At 72.4% G+C, this 19,654-nt stretch carries 17 protein-coding genes; 13 read left to right on the top strand and 4 right to left on the bottom strand.

The features are described 5' to 3' along the window. Positions 1-49: 49 nt before the first annotated feature. Both DK419_RS07950 and DK419_RS07945 read left to right on the top strand, forming a co-directional pair. Positions 50-1,063 (top strand): MraY family glycosyltransferase, encoded by a 1,014-nt coding sequence (locus tag DK419_RS07950; protein ID WP_109958597.1) that lies wholly within the window; start codon positions 50-52, stop codon positions 1,061-1,063. Further along, a complete protein-coding gene (locus DK419_RS07945; protein ID WP_109958596.1) occupies positions 1,060-1,983 on the top strand; it encodes an NAD-dependent epimerase/dehydratase family protein in 924 nt (307 codons plus the stop codon). The genes DK419_RS07950 and DK419_RS07945 overlap by 4 nt, the downstream gene beginning before the upstream one ends. A 28-nt stretch (positions 1,984-2,011) precedes the next feature. Here the strand turns inward: DK419_RS07945 and DK419_RS07940 are convergent, their stop codons facing one another. The 4 genes from DK419_RS07940 to rpoZ all read right to left on the bottom strand — a co-directional run bounded on the left by DK419_RS07940 (position 2,012) and on the right by rpoZ (position 6,512). Further along, a complete protein-coding gene (locus DK419_RS07940) occupies positions 2,012-2,704 on the bottom strand; it encodes a LabA-like NYN domain-containing protein (protein ID WP_109962188.1) in 693 nt (230 codons plus the stop codon). A gap of 221 nt (positions 2,705-2,925) precedes the next feature. Beyond that, positions 2,926-3,516 (bottom strand): orotate phosphoribosyltransferase, encoded by a 591-nt coding sequence (pyrE, locus tag DK419_RS07935; RefSeq protein WP_109958595.1) that lies wholly within the window; start codon positions 3,514-3,516, stop codon positions 2,926-2,928. Between the two features lie 72 nt (positions 3,517-3,588). Beyond that, positions 3,589-5,850: a RelA/SpoT family protein gene (locus tag DK419_RS07930; RefSeq protein WP_109958594.1), complete on the bottom strand. Its 2,262-nt coding sequence runs from the start codon at positions 5,848-5,850 to the stop codon at positions 3,589-3,591. A gap of 251 nt (positions 5,851-6,101) precedes the next feature. Beyond that, positions 6,102-6,512, bottom strand: a complete 411-nt coding sequence (rpoZ, locus tag DK419_RS07925) for a DNA-directed RNA polymerase subunit omega (protein WP_048436834.1) — start codon at positions 6,510-6,512, stop codon at positions 6,102-6,104. A 233-nt stretch (positions 6,513-6,745) separates the two neighbouring features. Here rpoZ and DK419_RS07920 point away from each other — a divergent pair, with 233 nt between their 5' ends. From DK419_RS07920 to DK419_RS07870, 11 genes are all read left to right on the top strand, one after another. Continuing rightward, on the top strand, positions 6,746-7,471 hold the full coding sequence (locus DK419_RS07920; RefSeq protein ID WP_109958593.1) for a carbonic anhydrase: 726 nt from the start codon (positions 6,746-6,748) through the stop codon (positions 7,469-7,471). Between the two features lie 160 nt (positions 7,472-7,631). Then, the gene (fabD, locus tag DK419_RS07915; RefSeq protein WP_109958592.1) at positions 7,632-8,567 is read left to right on the top strand and encodes an ACP S-malonyltransferase; all 936 of its coding nucleotides are present in this window, start codon (positions 7,632-7,634) and stop codon (positions 8,565-8,567) included. Positions 8,568-8,581: 14 nt separating this feature from the next. Then, the gene (gene fabG / locus DK419_RS07910) at positions 8,582-9,319 is read left to right on the top strand and encodes a 3-oxoacyl-[acyl-carrier-protein] reductase (protein ID WP_109958591.1); all 738 of its coding nucleotides are present in this window, start codon (positions 8,582-8,584) and stop codon (positions 9,317-9,319) included. A 282-nt stretch (positions 9,320-9,601) separates the two neighbouring features. Further along, on the top strand, positions 9,602-9,838 hold the full coding sequence (locus DK419_RS07905) for an acyl carrier protein (protein WP_048430877.1): 237 nt from the start codon (positions 9,602-9,604) through the stop codon (positions 9,836-9,838). A 63-nt stretch (positions 9,839-9,901) separates the two neighbouring features. Further along, complete coding sequence (gene fabF / locus DK419_RS07900; protein WP_109958590.1) at positions 9,902-11,158, top strand: beta-ketoacyl-ACP synthase II; 1,257 nt, start codon at positions 9,902-9,904, stop codon at positions 11,156-11,158. 217 nt (positions 11,159-11,375) lie between these two features. Then, on the top strand, positions 11,376-12,764 hold the full coding sequence (mltG, locus tag DK419_RS07895; protein WP_109958589.1) for an endolytic transglycosylase MltG: 1,389 nt from the start codon (positions 11,376-11,378) through the stop codon (positions 12,762-12,764). A 120-nt stretch (positions 12,765-12,884) separates the two neighbouring features. After that, positions 12,885-13,760 carry a YicC/YloC family endoribonuclease gene (locus DK419_RS07890; RefSeq protein ID WP_109958588.1) on the top strand — a complete coding sequence of 292 codons (876 nt, stop codon included), beginning with the start codon at positions 12,885-12,887 and terminating at the stop codon, positions 13,758-13,760. Positions 13,761-13,919: 159 nt separating this feature from the next. Next, positions 13,920-14,594, top strand: a complete 675-nt coding sequence (gene gmk / locus DK419_RS07885) for a guanylate kinase (protein WP_208642295.1) — start codon at positions 13,920-13,922, stop codon at positions 14,592-14,594. A 118-nt stretch (positions 14,595-14,712) separates the two neighbouring features. Continuing rightward, positions 14,713-16,104, top strand: a complete 1,392-nt coding sequence (locus DK419_RS07880; protein ID WP_109958587.1) for a dihydrolipoyl dehydrogenase — start codon at positions 14,713-14,715, stop codon at positions 16,102-16,104. A gap of 121 nt (positions 16,105-16,225) precedes the next feature. Further along, positions 16,226-18,820 (top strand): histidine kinase dimerization/phosphoacceptor domain -containing protein, encoded by a 2,595-nt coding sequence (locus DK419_RS07875; RefSeq protein ID WP_245442868.1) that lies wholly within the window; start codon positions 16,226-16,228, stop codon positions 18,818-18,820. Between the two features lie 11 nt (positions 18,821-18,831). After that, positions 18,832-19,455 (top strand): biliverdin-producing heme oxygenase, encoded by a 624-nt coding sequence (locus DK419_RS07870; protein WP_109962185.1) that lies wholly within the window; start codon positions 18,832-18,834, stop codon positions 19,453-19,455. Positions 19,456-19,654: the final 199 nt, after the last annotated feature.

Genomic DNA, 19,654 nt, shown 5'->3' with positions numbered 1-19,654 from the left:
CGGCTGGGGTAGGGGTGGGGGCCTCCCCGTTCAGCCCGCCTCCCGCCGCATGCCGCTCAGCCCCCTCGTCGCCGTTCCGCTCGCCGCCGCCCTGTCGGCCGGGCTGATCGTCGCCCTGCGCCCGCTCCTCCAGCGCTACGCGCTCGCGCGGCCGAACGCCCGGTCGAGCCATCGCGTGCCGACCCCGCAGGGCGGCGGTATCGCGGTGGTGATCGCCGCCCTCGCGGTCCTGCTCGCGCTGGTCGGGACGGTGAGCCCTGAGATCGCGGCGTTGTGCGCCGGCACCCTCGCCCTGGCGCTGGTCGGCGCCGTCGACGACATCCGGCCGCTCCCGGTCGCGCTGCGCCTGCCGCTCCAGGCGGCCGCCGTGGTGCTGGTGCTCGCCGCCGCCGGCGGGCAGCTGATCCCCGGGCTGCCGCTCTGGCTCGAGCGCGCCCTCGCGGTCCTGGCGGGCCTGTGGTTCGTCAACCTGACGAACTTCATGGACGGGCTCGACTGGATGACGGTGGCCGAGATGGTGCCGCTGCTCGGCGCCCTCCTGGCCTTCGGCCTCGCCGGGCACCTGCCGGGACACGCGACCCTGGCGGCGGCGGCGCTGCTGGGCGGGCTCCTCGGCTTCGCGCCGTTCAACCGGCCGGTGGCGAAACTCTTCCTCGGCGATGTCGGCTCGCTGCCGATCGGCCTCGTCGTCGCCTGGCTGCTCTACCGGCTCGCCCGCGAAGGGGGCTCGGGGGAGGGGGGGCTCGCTGCCGCGATCCTGCTGCCGCTCTACTACCTCGCCGACGCGACCCTGACCCTCGGCCGCCGGGCCCTCGCCAGCGAGCCGGTGTGGCAGGCGCATCGCAGCCACTTCTACCAGCGCGCCACGACCAACGGCCGCTCGGTGCCGTTCGTGGTCGGGGCGGTGTTCGCCCTCAACCTCGCCCTGGCGCTGCTCGCCGCCGCGACGCTGGCCGTGCCGGGCTGGACGGTGTCGCTCGCCGCGCTGGCGCTGGGCGCGGCGCTCGTCGCCGCCCTGCTCCGGCTCTTCGCCCTGCCCGCCGCCAGGAAGGCCGCCGCATGACCGCTCCCCTCGTCGCCCTCACGGGCTCGACCGGCTTCATCGGCCGCCACCTGCTGGCGGCGCTCGCCGCCCGGGGCTACCGGGTGCGGGTGCTGCTGCGCCGCCCGGTGGAGCTGCCGCCGGGCATCAGCGGCGCGGTGGTGGGCGACCTCGCCCGGCCGCAGAACATGGCGGCGGCCCTCTCCGGCGCCGACGCGGTGGTGCATTCGGCCGGGCTCGCCCACGCGATGTCGGGGGCGCCGGAGGACGATTACCGGACCTTCAACACCGAGGCGACGCGCGGCCTCGCCCAGGCGGCGTCCCGCGCCCGGGTGCGCCGCTTCGTGTTCCTGTCCTCGATCCGGGCTCAAGCCGGCCCTTCCGCGAGCGGCATCCTCACCGAGGCCGACGCCCCGGCGCCGATCGACCCCTACGGCCGCTCGAAGCTCGCCGCCGAGGAGGCGCTGGACGGCATCGACATCGATTACGCGGCCCTGCGCCCGGTTCTGGTCTACGGGCCGGGCCAGAAGGGCAACATGGCGGCGCTGATGCGGCTCGCCCGGGCGCCGTACCCGCTCCCCCTCGGGGGGCTTGCCGGCCGGCGCTCCCTCGTCTCGGTCGAGTCCCTGAGCGACGCCGTCGACGCGGTGCTGCGGGCCCCCTCGCCGCTGCGCCGGCCCCTGATCGTCAGCGAGGCCGAGGCCCTGAGCGTGCCCGAGATGATCGGTGCCCTGCGGGCCGGCCTCGGTCGCCGGCCCGGCCTGCTGCCGGTACCGGGGGCGCTCCTCGACGCGGCCCTGCGCCTCACGGGCCGCGGCGCGCTGCGCGAGCGCCTGGCCGGCTCCCTGGTCGCGCGGGCGGCGGGGCTGGAGGCGCTCGGATGGCGCGCGCCGGTCGAGACGAAGGGCGGCCTCGCGGCGCTGGCCCGGGCCGGCGGCTGAGCCGGCCCGGATAGACGCGACGGAGGGATCAATCCTCCGCGTCGTCCTCGTCGTTCTGGCGGATGCCGTAGCGGTTCTCGAGGTTCACGCTCGGGCGCGGCGCCCGGTCTCCGGCGTCCCGGGGAGCGTAGTCCCGGGAGCCCGCGTCGCGCGGGCCGTCGGCGCCGAGGGCGCGGGGCGGGCGCACCGGGCGCTCGCCCTGGTCGCGGCCGATGCGGGGGATCAGCTGCACGATGTCGACGAAGTCGTCGGCCTGGCGGCGCAGCTCGTCGGCCACCATCGGCGGCTGGGTCTGCACCGTCGAGACCACGGTCACCCGCACGCCGCGGCGCTGCAGGGCCGCCACCAGGGGCCGGAAGTCGCCGTCGCCCGAGAACAGCACCATGTGGTCGATATAGGGGCTCAACTCCATGGCATCGATCGTCAGCTCGATGTCCATGTTGCCCTTGATCTTGCGCCGACCGGTGGAGTCGGTGAACTCCTTCACCGGCTTGGTGACGACGCGGTAACCATTATAGTCGAGCCAGTCGATCAGCGGCCGGATCGAGGAGTATTCCTGGTCTTCGATCAGTGCAGTATAGTAGAAGGCGCGGACAAGGTTCTCGCGGGCCCGGAAATCGGCCAGGAGCTTGCGATAATCGATGTCGAAACCGAGGGCCTTGGTGGTGGCGTAGATGTTGGCGCCGTCGATGAACAGGGCGCTGCGGGGGGGATTGGGCATCATTTATCCTTGAATATGCGGTACGGCCGCACGAAAAGAATCACTTGCGAGAAAAGCCGCTACGAGCAAAGCACTGCCCCCTGAGTATCCAGGCGGGGGCAATCAGCGCGGGTGCCGCACACCGGGCAGCGGCCGCAATCCGCGCAGCTAAGGATGCGCCGCGGCGCCTGTCAAGCGAGGTCGCGGCGGCGCATCGAGGATGCGGGGAGGCCCCCCGGGGCTCAGGCGCCCGGCAGGGCGCGGCTGCCCGGCTTCACCGCGGGAATCGCGGCGAGTTCCGGCGGCAGCTGGTCGGCCGGGTAGTTCGGGATGTCGAGGGTGACGAGGGCGACCAGCGGCATGCCGAGATCGGCCTTGCCGCCCGAGCGGTCGATGAGGCAGGCCGCGCCCACCACCTCGCCGGGCTCCTCCGTCAGCGCCGCCAGGCACTCGCGGGAGGACAGGCCGGTGGTGACGATGTCCTCGACCATCACGGCGCGAGCGCCCTTCGGGATCTGGAAGCCGCGGCGCAGGGCGAAGGGCTTGCCCGGGTCGCGCTCGACGAAGATCGCCCTGGCGCCGAGCGCCCGGGCGGTCTCGTAGCCCGGCACGATGCCGCCGATCGCCGGCGAGACGACGTAGTCGACCCGACCGTAGCGCGCCTCGATCCGCTCGGCGAGCGCGCCGCAGACCCGCGCGGTGCGCACCGGATCGGTGAAGATCGCCATCTTCTGCAGGAACACCGCGCTGTGCAGCCCGGAGGAGAGCACGAAGTGGCCCTCCAGCAGGGCGCCGGCGGAGCGGAATTCGGCGAGGACGTCGTCGGAGGTCATGGCACCTTCAGTGGTCGTTCGAGAGCGGCACTGAGCCGGGGCTTGTGGCAGCGCCCCGGCCGTCGCGCAATCCTACCCGTTGACCCGATCCACCCGGCTCACCACGCGCTTGGCCCTGAGTTCCGACACGATCGCGTTGAGGTGCTTGAGGTCCCAGACCGCGAGGTCGATCGTCACGTCGGTGAAGTCCTGGGTCCGGCGCTTCATCGAGATATTGTCGATGTTGCCGTCGTGGTCGGCGATCACCTGGGCGATCTGGGCGAAGCTGCCGGGCTCGTTGATCGACTGCAGGGCCAGCCGCGCCGGGAAGCGCTGGAAGGAGGCGCCGTCGACGTCCCAGCGCACGTCCAGCCACCGGTCGGGCTCGTTGTCGAAGGCGGCGAGCGCCGGCGACTGGATCGGGTAGATGGTCACGCCCTCGCCGGGGGTGAGGATGCCGACGATCCGGTCGCCCGGCACGGCGCCGCCGTCCGGGGCGAAGCGCACCGGCAGGTCGCGGTCGAGGCCGCGGATCGGGATCGCGCCGTCGTCGGGAGTTCCCTTGTCGGCGCCGCCCTCCTTCTGGCCCTCCTTGCCGGGGGCGGCCTTGCCCGGCCAGGTCAGGCGCACCGTCTGGTCCTTGTCGAGGGAGAGGCGCCCGGCGCCGTTGACGTGCGGGCGCGGGCCCCCGGGAGCGGGCTGGCTCGCGGCGAGGCGGCGCTCGTCCTTGTAGTCGGGATAGACCGCCTTCACGACGTCGCCGGAGAACATCTCGCCCCGGCCCACCGCCGCGAACACGTCCTCGGTCGATTGGCGGGCGAGCCGCGGCAGGGCGCCGCGCAGCTTCTCGTCGGAGAAATTCTTGCCGGCCCGCTCGAAGGCGCGGTCGAGGATCTGGCGGCCGAGGCCCGCATATTGCCGCCGCACCGCCGAGCGGGTGGCGCGCCGGATCGCCGCCCGCGCCTTGCCGGTGACGACGAGGGATTCCCAGGCCGCCGGCGGGGTCTGCCCGTCGGCGCGCGCGATCTCGACCTCGTCGCCGTTCTGCAGCTCGGTGAGGAGGGGGGCGATGCGGCCGTTGATCTTGGCCCCGACCGCGGTGTTGCCGACATCCGTATGGACGGCGTAGGCGAAATCGATCGGGGTCGCGCCCCGGGGGAGCGCGATCAGCCGGCCCTTGGGGGTGAAGCAGAACACCTGGTCCTGGAACAGCTCGAGCTTGGTGTGCTCGAGGAACTCCTCCGGGCTGTCGCCCTCGGCCAGGAGCTCGATGGTGCGGCGCAGCCACTGGTAGGCGCCGCTCTCGGTGGCCAGATGCGGCGCGCCGTCCTTGTAGAGCGCGTGGGCGGCGATGCCGTACTCGCCGATCTCGTCCATCTCGGTGGTGCGGATCTGCAGCTCGACGCGCTGGCTCTTCGGCCCGATCACCGTGGTGTGGATCGAGCGGTAGTCGTTCTGCTTCGGCGTCGAGATGTAGTCCTTGTAGCGCCCCGGCACCATCGGCCAGGTCGTGTGGACGACGCCGAGCGCGCGGTAGCAGGTATCGACGGTGTCGACGATGACCCGGAAGCCGAAGATGTCGGAGAGCTGCTCGAACGCGACCGACTTGCGCTCCATCTTGCTCCAGATCGAGTAGGGGCGCTTCTGCCGCCCCTTGACGATGGCGGTGATGCCGGCATTCGCGAGCTTCGCCACGAGGTCGCGCTCGATGCTCTCGACCAGCCGCTCGGACTTGGCCGAGAGGTCGGAGAGCCGCTTGGCGATCGTCGCGTAGACGTCGGGCTTCAGGTTGACGAAGGAGAGGTCCTCCAGCTCCTCGCGCAGCTCCTGCATGCCCATGCGGCTGGCCAAGGGCGCGTAGATGTCGAGGGTCTCCTGGGCGATCCGGGCGCGCTTCTCCGCCGGCATGTGCTGCAGGGTGCGCATGTTGTGCAGCCGGTCGGCGAGCTTGACCAGCAGCACCCGCACGTCGGCCGCGATGGCGAGGAGGAGCTTGCGGAAGTTCTCTCCTTGAGCCGCGCGCTTCGAGACGAGATCCAGGCGCTTGATCTTGGTGAGCCCGTCGACGAGCTTGCCGATCTCCGGCGTGAAGACCCGGTTGATCTCGTCGAGGGTGGCGGCGGTGTCCTCGACCGTGTCGTGCAGCACCGCCGCCACGATGGTGGCGTCGTCGAGCCGCAGGTCGGTGAGGATGGCCGCCACCTCGAGCGGGTGGGCGAAGAACGGATCCCCCGAGGCGCGCTTCTGCGTGCCGTGCGCCCGCATCGCGTAGACGTAGGCCCGGTTCAGCAGCCCCTCGTCGGCGCCGGGATTGTAGGCCTTGACCCGCTCGACGAGCTCGTACTGGCGCATCATCCGCCGTTGGTCTCCTTGGGCGCGCAACGGGGCGCCGGCCAGGGGCCGGCGCGGAGGCGTCGCGGCGTGCCGGAGGGCCGGTTGCGCTGAACGCCGACGACGCTGGTGGAGGTCCGGGGACCAATATCGAGCCGAAGCGACGACCGCGCCAGCCCCTAAACGTCGCGGCAGCCCCGCTCGCGCGCGGGGTCACGAAAAAACCCGGCCTCTCGGCCGGGTCCTGTTCGCGTCGGAGCGTGGAGCCGGAAGGTTCAGTCGCCCTCTTCCTCGGTCTCGGTCGGGGGCGCGAGGTTCTCGAGGCCGCGCAGCAGGTCCTCCTCGCTCATCCGGTCGAACTGGATGTCGTCGCCGTCGCCCGAGCCCTGCGGCGCCACCGCGGCGGCGGCGGGCGAGCTCGAGAGCAGCGGCACCGTCTCGGCCTCCGGCTCGTCGACCTCGACGTATTTCTGCAGCGAGTGGATCAGCTGCTCCTTGAGGTCGTCCGGCGTGATGGTCTCGTCGGCGATCTCGCGCAGGGCCACGACCGGGTTCTTGTCGCGGTCGCGGTCGATGGTGAGGGGGGCGCCGGAGGAGAGCAGGCGCGCCCGGTGGCCGGCGAGCAGAACCAGCTCGAAGCGGTTCTCGACCTTGTCGATGCAGTCCTCAACGGTGACGCGAGCCATGCGCGACCCCTTCCTTGGTCAAACGAAAATCTCGGAGTAGCGGCCTCCCTACACGAGATGCCGTTTTGCAACAAGCACCGGCGTCGAACGGGCGCGCGGGCCGATCCCGGCGCCGCCCGGCCTAATGTTTCCGGATGATTGCGCATCGGGTGATCCGCCCCGACAACTGATCGACCGGTCCCCGCCTCCGAGGGGCGGCGCGGGAGGCGGCCCATGCCTGAGGAGACGACCCGATGACGAACCGTCCGAGCCGGCGCCACCTGCTCGGCTGCGGCTGCAGCCTGGGTGCGGCCATCGCCGCCACCGCCGTGCTGCCGCCCGGCCTCGCCCGGGCGGCGACCCCGTCGACGAAGCGCACCACGATGACGCCCGACCAGGCCCTCGAGGCGATGAAGGAGGGCAACCGGCTGTTCAAGACCGACAGCCCGGTGCGCTCGGTCCAGGGCCGCGAGCGGCGCATCGAGATCGCGCTCGGGCAGACGCCGTTCTGCGTGCTCGTGAGCTGCTCGGATTCCCGCGTCTCGCCCGAGATCCTGTTCGGCCGGGGCCTGGGCGAGTTGTTCATCGTGCGCAATGCCGGCAACACCGTCGACACCACGGCGCTCGGCTCGATCGAGTACGCGGTGGCCAAGCTCGGCGTGCCGCTGATCCTGGTGATGGGCCACAGCCGCTGCGGCGCCGTCGAGGCGGCGGTGGACGTGGTGAGGAACAACACGGTCCTTCCGGGCGCCATCGGCCAGATGATCGAGCCGATCGTCCCGGCGGTGCTCGGCGTGCGCGACAAGGGCGGCGACCTCGTCGAGAACGCGGTGCGGGCGAATGTCGGCCGGGTCGTGCGGCGCCTGCGCACCGCCTCGGACCCCGAATTGCTGACGCCTCTCGCCGAGAAGAGGCTGCGGATCGTCGGGGCGGCCTACAGCCTCGATACCGGCGAGGTCGACTTCTTCGACGAGGGCTGACGAGAGCGGGACGTGACTCCACGGCGCCGTCCATCGAGGTGCGCCGGATTTTTACGATCCGGCCACGCTTGACTAGCGGCATCCGCTCTGCGACTGGCGCCGCCCAATCGCTGCGTCCCGCAGCCGCATCGAAGCTCTCAGGGCAGGAAGCACCCCGCACGTGTCGCGCGCCTTCATCTTTCCGGGCCAGGGCAGCCAGGCCGTCGGCATGGGCTCCGCCCTGGCCCAGGATCACGCCGCCGCCCGGGCGGTCTTCGCCGAGGTCGACGAGGCCCTGGGGCAGAACCTCTCGCGCCTGATGTTCGAGGGCCCGGCCGAGGAGCTGACGCTCACCGCCAACGCCCAGCCGGCCCTGATGGCCTCGAGCCTCGCGGTCCTGCGGGTGCTGGAGGCCGAGCGCGGCCTCGATCTCGCCCGGGACGTGGCGTACGTGGCCGGCCACTCGCTGGGCGAGTACAGCGCGCTCGCCGCCGCCGGCAGCCTGTCGCTCGCCGACACGGCGCGGCTGCTGCGCCTGCGCGGCGAGGCGATGCAGAAGGCGGTGCCGGTGGGCTCCGGCGCCATGGCGGCGCTTCTCGGCCTCGACGTCGAGGCGGCGGCCGAGGTCGCGGCGGAGGCCCGTCAGGGCGATGTCTGCGACGTCGCCAACGACAACGGCGCCGGCCAGGTGGTGGTCTCGGGGACCCGTGCCGCCGTCGAGCGGGCGGTGTCCCTCGCGCAGGGCCGCGGCGCCAAGCGGGCGGTGATGCTGAACGTCTCCGCGCCCTTCCATTGCAGCCTGATGGCGCCGGCCGCCGAGGCGATGCGCGCGGCGCTCGACGCCGTCGCGCTTCGCCCCGCCGCCGTTCCGGTGATGGCGAACGTGCTCGCCGCCCCCATCGGCGACCCGGCGGCGATCCGGAGCGCGCTCGTCGAGCAGGTGACCGGCACCGTGCGCTGGCGCGAATGCGTCGCCGCCATGGCGGCGGCCGGCGTCGACACGTTCTTCGAGATCGGCACCGGCAAGGTGCTGTCGGGCCTCGTCAAGCGCATCGCGGCGGGGAGCTCCGCCACGCCGGTCGGGACCTCGGCCGAGGTCGCGGCCTTCACGCTCTGAGAAAGACCGTCTCCATGTTCGACCTCAGCGGCCGCAAGGCCCTCGTCACCGGCGCCACCGGCGGCCTCGGCGGCGCCATCGCCCGGGCCCTGCACGCCCAGGGCGCCCACGTGGCGGTCTCCGGCACCCGGCGCGAGGCCCTGGAGGCGCTCGCGGGCGAGCTCGGCGAGCGGGTCCACATCCTCGAGGCCAACCTGTCCGATACCGCGGCGGTCGAGGCCCTGGTGCCGGCGGCGGAGGCCGCGCTCGGCGGGCTCGACGTGCTGGTCAACAATGCCGGCATCACCCGCGACAACCTCTTCCTGCGCATGAAGGACGAGGAGTGGGACAGCGTCATCGCGGTGAACCTGACGGCGGCGTTCCGGCTGTCGCGGGCGGCGGTGAAGGGCATGATGAAGCGCCGCTACGGCCGCATCGTCAACGTCGGCTCGGTGGTGGGCGCGACCGGCAATGCCGGCCAGGGCAACTACGCCGCCGCCAAGGCCGGCCTCGTCGGCCTGACGAAGGCGCTCGCCGCCGAGGTGGCGAGCCGCAAGATCACCGTGAACTGCATCGCGCCGGGCTTCATCACCTCGCCGATGACCGACGTGCTGAACGACAAGCAGCGCGAGGGCATCCTCGCCACGGTGCCGATGGGGCGCCTCGGCGAGGGGGCCGAGATCGCCGCGGCGGCGGTCTACCTCGCCTCCGACGAGGCGGCCTACGTCACCGGGCACACCCTGCACGTCAACGGCGGCATGGCCATGTTCTGAGAACGCCATGCCCTGAGAACGCGATGTTCTGAGGGCACGGGCCCCATTCCCCCGGCGGGGGCACGGTTTCTTAACCGGTGGTGAAGCGGCCCTCGCCAGGGCTAAATCCCTGTGTTAAGCACCCGCCGGCCGTGCAAGGGGATTGACGGGCCGGCCGTCCGCGGCTTTTCCACGACATGCGCGACCGGCACGCCCGGCCGCATCACGAACTCTCCCCCGGGGCTCCGCCCGCACGCGGCGGCCTCGAACAGTTCCACGAGCAGTAACTTAAGGACCTACACGATGAGCGATATCGCGGACCGGGTGAAGAAGATCGTCGTCGATCACCTGGGCGTCGAGCCCGAGAAGGTGACCCCGAACGCGAACTTCATCGACGATCTGGGCGCCGACAGCCTCGACACCGTCGAGCTGGTGATGGCGTTCGAGGAGGAGTTCAACGTCGAGATCCCGGACGACGCCGCCGAGACGATCCAGACGGTCGGCGACGCGATCAAGTTCCTCGAGAAGAACGCCGGCTGAAGCCCGGCTCCGTCTCGCTGAAAGGTTAACGCTTCCGTCATGGGATCGGGTCGGGATAACGCGATGCGTCGAGTCGTCGTCACGGGCCTCGGGATGGTGTCGCCGCTGGGCAGCAGCGTCGACGTCACGTGGAGCCGCCTCATCGAGGGGCAAAGCGGGGCCGCCCGCGTCGAGGCGTTCGACGTGTCGGATCTGGCGTGCAAGATCGCCTGCTCGATCCCCCTCGGCGACGGCAGCGACGGCACCTTCAATCCCGATACCTGGATGGAGGCCAAGGAGCAGCGCAAGGTCGACCCCTTCATCGTCTACGCGATGGCGGCGGCCGGCCAGGCGCTCGACGACGCCGACTGGCACCCGTCCTCGCACGAGGACCAGTGCGCCACCGGCGTCCTCATCGGCTCGGGCATCGGCGGCATCGGCGGCATCTACGATGCCTCGGTGACGCTGTTCGAGAAGGGACCGCGGCGGATCTCGCCGTTCTTCATCCCGGGCCGGATCATCAACCTGGCCTCCGGCCAGGTCTCGATCGCCCACGGCCTGAAAGGTCCGAACCACGCCGTGGTGACGGCCTGCTCCACCGGCGCCCACGCCATCGGCGACGCCGCGCGCCTCGTCGCCCTCGGCGACGCCGACGTGATGCTGGCCGGCGGGGCCGAATCGCCGATCAACCGTCTCTCGCTCGCGGGCTTCGCCGCCTGCCGGGCGCTCTCGACCGGCTTCAACGACGAGCCGCAGCGCGCCTCCCGCCCCTACGACCGCGACCGCGACGGGTTCGTGATGGGCGAGGGCGCCGGCGTGGTGGTGCTCGAGGAGTACGAGCACGCCAAGGCGCGCGGCGCCAAGATCTACGCCGAGGTGATCGGCTACGGCCTCTCGGGCGACGCCTACCACATCACCTCGCCCTCGCCGGACGGCGACGGCGCCTTCCGCTGCATGAGCGCGGCGGTGAAGCGGGCCGGCATCGCCCCGTCCGAGATCGACTACATCAACGCCCACGGCACCTCGACGCCGCTCGGCGACGAGCTCGAGCTGAAGGCCGTCGAGCGCCTGCTCGGCAACGCCACCGACGTGGCGATGTCATCGACGAAGTCCGCCACCGGCCATCTGCTCGGCGCCGCCGGCGCCATCGAGGCGATCTTCTCCGTGCTCGCCATCCGCGACGGCGTCGTGCCGCCGACCCTCAACCTCGACAACCCGTCGGTCGAGACCGCGATCGACCTCGTGCCGCACAAGGCGCAGAAGCGGACCGTCGACATCGCCCTGTCGAACTCCTTCGGCTTCGGCGGCACCAACGCCTCGCTGATCCTGCGGCGGGTCTAGAAACCGGTGCCGGGTCGTCGACCCGGCTCTCGACCGGCCGAAGAGACCTCGGAAAGCCCCTCTCGCTCGCGCGGAGGGGCTTTCTTGTCTGTGGCCCCGGCACGGTCCGGCTCCATTTCGCCATAAAACTTGCTAGGGTCTCGTTCGCTCTCCGCCCTATCGGGCCGGCACGCGCGTCCACCGGCCGGCTCCCCGGACGCGCCACGACAGGACCGCCATGTTTCGCAGATCGAAGACGCAGGACCCGGCGCCGAGCGCGCCGGAGCCGGTCAGCCAGCCGAACCGGCTCGCCCCGCGCAGCCCGAGCGAGGCCATCAAGCCGACGGCCGCGCCGCCCCCGCCCGAGAAGCCGGTGCGCGAGCGCGGCGGCCTGCTCTCGGCGGTGAGCGGCTTCCTGACCCTGTTCGTCATCCTCGGCCTCGGCGCGATCCTGGGCCTCGTCGTGCTGGAGCGCCAGACCAACGAGGCCGGCCCGCTCCCCGCCGACAAGGTCGTGGTGGTGCCCCGCTCCAGCGTCGGCGAGATGGCCGACCTGCTCAAGCGCGAGGGGGTGATCGACCATCCGATGCTGTTCGAGCTCACCGCCCGCTTCGGCCGCAAGGCGGCGCTGAAGGCCGGCGAGTACAACTTCAAGGCCCATGCCAGCATCGACGACGTGGTCGACGTGCTGGTCCAGGGCCGGCCGGTGCAGCACGCCATCACCTTCCCGGAGGGCCTGACGAGCGAGCAGATCGTCGCCCGCCTCAACGACAACGACGTGCTCACGGGCGACATCAACGAGACCCCGCCCGAGGGCTCGCTGCTCCCCGACACCTACAAGTTCGAGCGCGGCGATTCCCGCCAGAAGATCCTCAACCTGATGCGCACCAAGCAGCGCGAGGTCCTGAGCCAGATCTGGGCCCGCCGCTCGCCCGACGTGCCGGTGCGCACGCCCCAGGAGATGGTCACCCTCGCCTCGATCGTCGAGAAGGAGACCGGCCGGGCCGACGAGCGCCCGCGGGTCGCCGGGGTGTTCGTCAACCGCCTGCAGAAGCGGATGCGGCTGCAATCCGATCCCACCATCGTGTACGGCCTCGTCGGCGGGCGCGGCACCCTCGGGCGCGGCATCCTGCGCTCCGAGATCGACCGGGTGACGCCCTACAACACCTACGCGATCGAGGGCCTGCCGCCGGGGCCGATCGCCAATCCGGGCCGCGCGGCGCTCGAGGCGGTGGCGAACCCCTCGCGCACCAAGGACCTGTTCTTCGTCGCCGACGGCACCGGCGGCCACGTCTTCGCCGAGACCCTGGACGCGCACAACCGCAACGTCGCCCGCTGGCGCCAGGTCGAGAAGGCGAAGGCCGCGTCCGATCCGGGCTCGACGGTCGGCGTCGACAAGGTCGAGCCGCCGCCGCAGGCCGATCCGGCGGCGCTGCCGCCGCGCACCGGCCTGCCCGGCGCGCCGCTCGCCTATGACGGCAGCGAGGCGAACGGCGCGCGCTCGCGCGCCTTCGACGCCTCGGAGGGGACCGCCCGCGACCCCCTGCGCAACAAGACCTTCGACCTGAACTCGCCCAAGACCGTCCCGGTCCTGTCCCAGCCCAAGGCCGGGCCCGGCTCGCGCTAGAGCGGCGCCCGATCGCGCTGCGATCGGACGGGGCTCCCGGTCCTCAGATTCCGCCGCATTTTCGACGACGAACCGGTCTGCGCTTCGTCGGACGAGGCTCCAACCCTCCGAGCACCATCGATGTCCATCGCCAGCATGACCGGCTTCGCCCGCGAGGCCGGAAGCACCGGGCCCGCCCACTGGGCCTGGGAGCTGAAGAGCGTCAACGGCCGCGGGCTCGAGGTCCGGGTCCGGGTTCCGGCCGGTCTCGACGCCGTCGGCGAGGAGGCCCGCGCCCTGGTGCAGAAGCGCGTCGGCCGCGGCACCTGCCACCTCACCCTGACCCTGTCGCGGGCCGAGGCCACGCCGCGGGTGCGGATCAACGAGGCGCTCCTCGCCTCCCTGGCCGAGGCGGTGACCCGGGTGCCGATGCCGCTCGGCATCACGCTTCCCTCCGTCGACGGTCTCCTCGGCATTCGCGGGGTGATCGAGGTCGAGGAGGAGACGGGCGACGACGAGGCGCTGCGCCGCGACCTCTCGGCGGCGGCCGGCCGGCTGGTCGAGGCCCTGGCCGAGGGGCGGCGCGCCGAGGGCCGGGCGCTCCTCGACGTGGTCGAGGGTCAGCTCGCCGCGATGGCCGACCTCGTCGAGGCGGCGGAAGCCTGCCCGGCCCGCCGGCCGGAGGCGGTGAAGGCCCGCCTCGCCGCCCAGGTCGCGGCCCTGATGGAGGCCGCCAGCCTCGATCCGGCGCGCCTGCACCAGGAGGCGGTGCTGCTCGCCGCCCGCGCCGACGTGCGCGAGGAGATCGACCGCCTGCGCGCCCATATCGGTGCCGCGCGCGACCTGCTCGCGGCGGGGGGCGCCGTCGGGCGCCGGCTCGACTTCCTGGCCCAGGAGCTCGGCCGCGAGGCCAACACGCTCTGCGCCAAGGCCAACGACGTGTCGCTCTCCCGCATCGGCCTCGACCTCAAGGCGGTGGTCGAGCAGTTCCGCGAGCAGGTTCAGAACGTCGAGTAGGGGGCACTTGTCCCCGTCCCGCCGTCATCTCGCCGGTTGCGCGTCGGCCGGGCGGACGGCAATGGGATGGGTCTCGAATCGAACGGACGGCTGGCGCCGGTCCGCGTCGCGCCGCACGAGGTCTCCCGGGCGGTGCCGACCACAGGGTGAAGCAACGCGATGGTGTCGACCATGGGCTCCGAACTCCTGACCTCGCCGGTGGCGCGCCGGGGCCTGGTGCTGATCCTCTCCTCGCCCTCGGGGGCGGGCAAGACCACCCTGACCCGGGCGCTGGCGCAGCGTCCCGAATGGGGCCTCGAACTCTCCGTCTCGGTGACCACCCGGGCGCGCCGCCCGTCGGAGATCGACGGCCAGCACTACCGCTTCATCGACCGGGACGCCTTCGAGCACCTGCGCGAGCGCGACGACCTGCTCGAATGGGCCGAGGTGCACGGCAACTATTACGGCACGCCGCGCAGCCCGGTGGAGCGGGCGCTCGCCGCCGGCCGCGACATGATCTTCGACATCGACTACCAGGGCACCCGCCAGGTGCGGGGGAAGCTGCGCGACGACGTCGTCACGATCTTCATCCTGCCGCCGAGCATGGCCGAGCTGCGCCGCCGCCTCGAGCGCCGGGCCGAGGATTCCGCCGAGACGATCGAGCGCCGGCTCCTCAACGCCCGCACCGAGATCGAGCGCTGGTCGGAATACGACTACGTGCTGGTCAACGACGACCTCGACCGCTCGTTCAAGACCCTGGAGGCGATCCTCGCCGCCGAGCACCTGCGCCGCGAGCGCCAGGTCGGTCTCGCCGGCTTCGTGGACCGGCTGCTCGCCGAGAGCGCGGCGCCGTAGGTCGGGGACGTCGGAATCCTGACGCGCCGGAACGAATCGTCCACGATCGAAGTTGCTGGGTGGTGAAGCCCGCGACGTCGCCGCCCGCGCCGCGCCGGTCGGCCCGAAGGGAACAGCGATGCGTGAACTGGCCTGCGACGTGGCGATCATCGGCGCCGGCACGGCGGGGATCGCGGCGCACGGCGCGGCCGTCAAGGCCGGCGCCCGCGCCGTCCTGATCGAGCGCGGCCCCGGCGGCACCACCTGCGCCCGGGTCGGCTGCATGCCCTCGAAGCTCCTGATCGAGGCGGCGCGCGCCGCCCACGACGCCCGCGGGACGGAGCCGTTCGGCGTCGCCGCCGGCGAGGTCCGGATCGACGGTGCCGCCGTGATGCGCCGGGTGCGGCGCCTGCGCGACGACTTCGTCGCCTCGGTGTTCGAGGGCCTCGACGAGATTTCGCCGGACCTGCGCGTGTCCGGCACCGCCCGCTTCTGCGACCAGACCACGCTCCTCGTCGACGACCATACCCGCGTCGTCGCCGGCGCGGTGGTGATCGCCACAGGCTCGACCCCGGCCCTGCCGCCACCCCTGCGGCCGGTCGAGAGCCACGTTCTCACCACCGACACCCTGTTCGAGATCGAGGGGCTGCCGGAATCCCTCGCGGTGCTGGGCGCCGGCCCGGTCGGGCTCGAGCTCGCGCAGGCGATGGCTCGCCTCGGCGTGCGGGTGACGCTCCTCGACCCGGCCGACGCCGTCGGCGGCATCCGCGACCCGAAGGTCGCGGCCTGCGCCGCGGCGCTGATCGGGGCGGAGATCGACTTGTGCCTCGGCGCCACCGTCGAGGCGGCCGAGATCGTCGGCGACGCGGTGCGGCTGAGCTGGCGCCTGGATTCGGGGGAGCAGGCCAGCGGCACCTTCGCCCGCGTGCTCGCCGCCGCCGGGCGCCCGCCGAACCTGTCCGACCTCGACCTCGCCGCCGCCGGGATCGCCTGCGACGAGGACGGCCTGCCGGACTTCAACCCCCGCACGCTCCAGTGCGGCACCGCCCCGGTCTTCCTCGCGGGCGACGCGAACCACGAGCGCCCGGTGCTGCACGAGGCCCAGCGCCAGGGCTGGATCGCCGGCGGCAACGCCGCGCGCTTCCCCCAGGTCGAGGCGCCGCCGCCCTGGCCGGCCTTCGCCCTCACCTTCACCGATCCGCAGGTCGCCGCGATCGGCCGGGCCTTCGACGCCGAGGAGGCGCGCGGCTGGGTGATCGGCGAGGCCAGCTTCGCCGACCAGGGCCGGGCGCGGACGATGGACCGCGCCGCCGGCCTGATCCGGATCTACGCCGAGCCCGACGGCCGCCTCGCCGGCGCGGCGATGATCGGGCCCGGCGTCGAGCACCTCGCGCACCTGATCGTGATCGCCGTGCAGGAGGGCTGGGACGCCGCCGCCTTCCTCGACCGGCCGTTCTACCACCCGACCCTCGAGGAGGGGTTGCAGAGCGCCGTGAAGGCGGTGGCGGCGCGCACCGGCGGCACGCGGTGAGGCGTCGAGGGCCGGCGTGCCGTCATCCGTTGCGGTTCCGTTCAGGGTGGGAAGTCGTTAAGGTGCCGGACCCGTCGCCGGATGCGCGGCCGTTTCGGGCCATCGATCCCGTGGAACAACCGTGACCTTGCCCGACCAGACGACGGCCCCGACGATCGACCTCGACGCGCTCGCGCCCCAGGAGCTCGACGCCCTGCGCCAGGGCGTGATCCAGATCGACGGCAGCGGCGTCATCCACCGTTACAACCGGGCGGAGAGCGCGTTCTCGGGCCGCGTCCCGGAGCGGATGATCGGCCGCAACTTCTTCACCGAGGTCGCGCCCTGCACGCACCTGCCGCATTTCTACGGCCGCTTCCGCGAGGGCGTGCGCCGGGGCCGGCTCGATCAGACCTTCTCGTTCGTCTACGGCTTCGATCCGCGACCGATGCAGGTGCGGATCACCCTGCGCCAGGCCGCTGCGCCCGACCGCTACTGGATCATCACCGAGCCGGTCGAGACCCTGGAGCCCGGGCACCGGCGCGAGGCGGTGCAGGCGGCGGTGAGCCAGCGGGTTCGGGCCGAGCCCGTCGACCCGAGCCTGTGCGAGCAGGAGCCGATCCACATTCCCGGGGCGATCCAGCCCCATGCCGTGCTGGTCGCGGCCGACGTCGACACCCTGACCGTGGTGGCCTGCAGCGGCAACGTGCGGGACGCCCTCGACCGGGATCCCCTCGGCCGATCGCTCGGCGACGTGCTCGGCGACGGCCTCACCGGCCGGATCCGCGAGAGCCTGCTGGGCGAGGGCGTCGATCCCGGCCGCACCGTGCGCCAGCGCGTCGTCCTGCCCCCCGATTCCGACCTGCCGGTCGAGGCGGTGGCCCACCGCAACGGCGAGCGCATCATCGTCGAGCTCGAACTGGCGCCGGCCCATCCGGACGATTTCCGCACCGCGAGCCAGCTCGACACCGAGCTCGCCATCAGCCGCCTGCGCGGCGCCGCGACGCTGGAGGACGCCGCCGAGGTGGCGGCCCGCGAGACCCGGGCGCTGACCGGCTTCGATTGCATCCTGGTCTACCGCTTCGACCCGGACTGGAACGGCGCCGCGATCGCCGAGGACAAGGACCCGGCCTGGACCCGCAGCCTCCTCGGCCTGCGCTTTCCCGCTTCCGACATCCCGGCCCAGGCCCGCGCCCTCTACACCCGCTCGAAGAGCCGCTTCGTCATCGACCGCGACTACGTGCCGGTGCCCCTGGTGGCGACGCCGGCCACCGCCAACGCCCCCGTCGACCTCACCTTCGCCCAGGCCCGCAGCCTGTCGCCGATCCACCTCGAGTACCAGCGCAACCTCGGCGTGAACGGCTCGATGTCGATCTCGATCCTGGTCGAGGGCCGGCTCTGGGGCCTGATGATCGGGCACCACCGCCGGCCGCACTACGTCGCGCCGGAGACCCGCGCCGCCGCGACGGTGCTCGCCGACGCCTTCGCGATGCGGGTCTACGAGCTCGAGAGCCGGCGCCTGTGGCAGGAGCAGCAGGCCCACCTGGCGCTCGAGAGCGAGCTCGTGCGCGAGCTCGCCCGCTCCGACGATTTCGTCAGCGCGCTGACCGAGAACACCCACACCCTCCTCGACCTGTTCGAGGCCGGCGGCGCCGCCACGGTGTCGAACGACGTCGTGCGCCGCCTCGGCGAGACGCCGCCGCCCGAGGCGATCCTGACGATCGCCGACTGGCTGCGCGCGACGATGCCGGCGGATCGCAGCAGCTACGCCACGGCGGAATTCGCCGCCGCCCACCCGCCGAGCGCGCCCTACGCCGAATGCGCCAGCGGCCTGCTCGCCGTCTTCGTCGATTCGGAGCGGCGCCACCTCCTCCTGTGGTTTCGGCCGGAAGTGCCGAGCACGGTCACCTGGGGCGGCGACCCGCGCAAGCCCGTCCTCGCCGGCAGCGGGCCGGTGGCGGTGCTGCCCCGGCGCTCGTTCGAGCGCTGGGTCGAGGAGCGCCGCGGCGTCTCCGAGCCGTTCGCGCCCTGGCAGGTCGGCATCGCCGAGGCCCTGGCCCAGGCGGTGGAGGGCGTGGTGCTGCGCCAGCGGCGCAAGATCGCCGAGCTGACCGGGCTCCTGGCCGACAAGGAGCGCCTGCTCACCCAGAAGGACCTGCTCACCCGCGAGATCGACCACCGGGTCAAGAACTCGCTCCAGATCGTCTCGGCCTTCCTGCAGATGCAGCGCCGCCAGGTGACCGATCCGGCCTCGCAGGCCGCCTTCGCCGAGACGGCGGCCCGGGTGATGAGCGTGGCGCGGGTCCACGACAGCCTGTACCAGGCGGAGAGCGTCGAGGAGGTCGATCTCGGGCAGACGATCGAGAACCTCTGCGCCGACCTCGCCGGCATGGCCGGGGAGGGGCACGCCGTCGACCTCGACGCCCAGCCCGGCCTGATGGTGCCCTACCGCAAGGCGGTGGCGCTCTCGCTCATCGCGACCGAACTGATCACCAACGCCTTCAAGTACGCCTACGCGGAAGCCGGCGGCCGCGTCGCCGTCAGCGTCGTCGCGGAGACCGAGGGGCGGGTGCGGCTCTCGGTCTGCGACGAGGGCAAGGGCCTGCCCAGCGACTGGCCCGACGCCCCGGCCCGGGGCACCGGCCTCGGCATGAAGCTGATCCGCGCGATGCTCGACCAGATCAATGCCCGTCTCGAGGTCGAGAACCGTCCCGGCGCCTGCTTCACGGTCACCGCTTGAGCGAGATCCCGGTGAGCGACATCCTTGAGCGGCTGCGCGCGGAGACGCGAGAGGCCCACGAGAGGATCGAGCGCGACCTCGCCTGGGAGGCCCGCGTCGCCACCCTCGGCGGCTATCGCGCGCTGCTCGCCCGGTTCCGGGGTTTCCACGTCGTCATCGAGCCGGCCCTGGCGGCCGTCCTCGCCGACGATGCGTTCTTCGACCCGCGCCGAAGGCTCGCGCATCTCGACGCCGATCTCCGCGTCCTCGGTTTCGGCGAGACGGCGATCCGGGAGTTGCCCCCGGCTGCCATCACCCTTCCGCGCGATCGGGCGGAAGCCTTCGGCGCGCTCTACGTCCTCGAAGGCTCGACCCTCGGGGGGCAGGTGATCGCCAAGCATATCGGCCGCCAGCTCGGCCTCACCGCCGAGGGCGGCTGCCGCTACTACGCCGCCCATGGCCGCGAGACCGGCACGATGTGGAAGGCCTTCCGCCTGCGCCTGGCCGAGGAGGCCCGGGACGGCGACCCGGACGCGATCGTGACTTTCGCGACCCGGACCTTCGAGGCGATGCGAAGCTGGCTCTGCGCCGCGCCCGTGCCGCTCCTGGACGGGGGAGGGGAGGGGCCTGTCGCGAAAGTTTCGCAAAGGGGTTGACGGGTCCGGGAGCCGGCCGTATACCCCAGCCCATCGGCGCCGGCCGCGACAGCGGCCCGGGCGCTGAGCCATCTTCGAGACAGTCCGGGCTGGCGAGCCTGACCTTGGTCAGGCGCTGGTCCCTTTGTCGCCGACGATGCCCCGGTTTCCAGCCGGGTCGCTCTTTGACAAGTGCATACGAGAAAGAGAAGCGTGGACG

The sequence above is a fragment of the Methylobacterium terrae genome, from assembly GCF_003173755.1.
Lineage (GTDB): Bacteria > Pseudomonadota > Alphaproteobacteria > Rhizobiales > Beijerinckiaceae > Methylobacterium > Methylobacterium terrae.
Note: the sequence above shows the minus strand (reverse complement) of the source record. Positions and strands in the feature narration are given on the sequence as shown.

What these genes read in the sequence shown, in the direction of transcription:
- DK419_RS07880 (WP_109958587.1), top strand. Translation starts at nt 14,713, where the DNA reads ATGCGTGAACTGGCCTGCGACGTGGCGATCATCGGCGCCGGCACGGCG.
- DK419_RS07945 (WP_109958596.1), top strand. Translation starts at nt 1,060, where the DNA reads ATGACCGCTCCCCTCGTCGCCCTCACGGGCTCGACCGGCTTCATCGGC.
- DK419_RS07950 (WP_109958597.1), top strand. Translation starts at nt 50, where the DNA reads ATGCCGCTCAGCCCCCTCGTCGCCGTTCCGCTCGCCGCCGCCCTGTCG.
- fabF (WP_109958590.1), top strand. Translation starts at nt 9,902, where the DNA reads ATGCGTCGAGTCGTCGTCACGGGCCTCGGGATGGTGTCGCCGCTGGGC.
- DK419_RS07930 (WP_109958594.1), bottom strand. Translation starts at nt 5,850, where the DNA reads ATGATGCGCCAGTACGAGCTCGTCGAGCGGGTCAAGGCCTACAATCCC.
- gmk (WP_208642295.1), top strand. Translation starts at nt 13,920, where the DNA reads ATGGTGTCGACCATGGGCTCCGAACTCCTGACCTCGCCGGTGGCGCGC.
- mltG (WP_109958589.1), top strand. Translation starts at nt 11,376, where the DNA reads ATGTTTCGCAGATCGAAGACGCAGGACCCGGCGCCGAGCGCGCCGGAG.
- pyrE (WP_109958595.1), bottom strand. Translation starts at nt 3,516, where the DNA reads ATGACCTCCGACGACGTCCTCGCCGAATTCCGCTCCGCCGGCGCCCTG.
- DK419_RS07940 (WP_109962188.1), bottom strand. Translation starts at nt 2,704, where the DNA reads ATGCCCAATCCCCCCCGCAGCGCCCTGTTCATCGACGGCGCCAACATC.
- DK419_RS07890 (WP_109958588.1), top strand. Translation starts at nt 12,885, where the DNA reads ATGTCCATCGCCAGCATGACCGGCTTCGCCCGCGAGGCCGGAAGCACC.
- DK419_RS07905 (WP_048430877.1), top strand. Translation starts at nt 9,602, where the DNA reads ATGAGCGATATCGCGGACCGGGTGAAGAAGATCGTCGTCGATCACCTG.
- rpoZ (WP_048436834.1), bottom strand. Translation starts at nt 6,512, where the DNA reads ATGGCTCGCGTCACCGTTGAGGACTGCATCGACAAGGTCGAGAACCGC.
- DK419_RS07920 (WP_109958593.1), top strand. Translation starts at nt 6,746, where the DNA reads ATGACGAACCGTCCGAGCCGGCGCCACCTGCTCGGCTGCGGCTGCAGC.
- fabG (WP_109958591.1), top strand. Translation starts at nt 8,582, where the DNA reads ATGTTCGACCTCAGCGGCCGCAAGGCCCTCGTCACCGGCGCCACCGGC.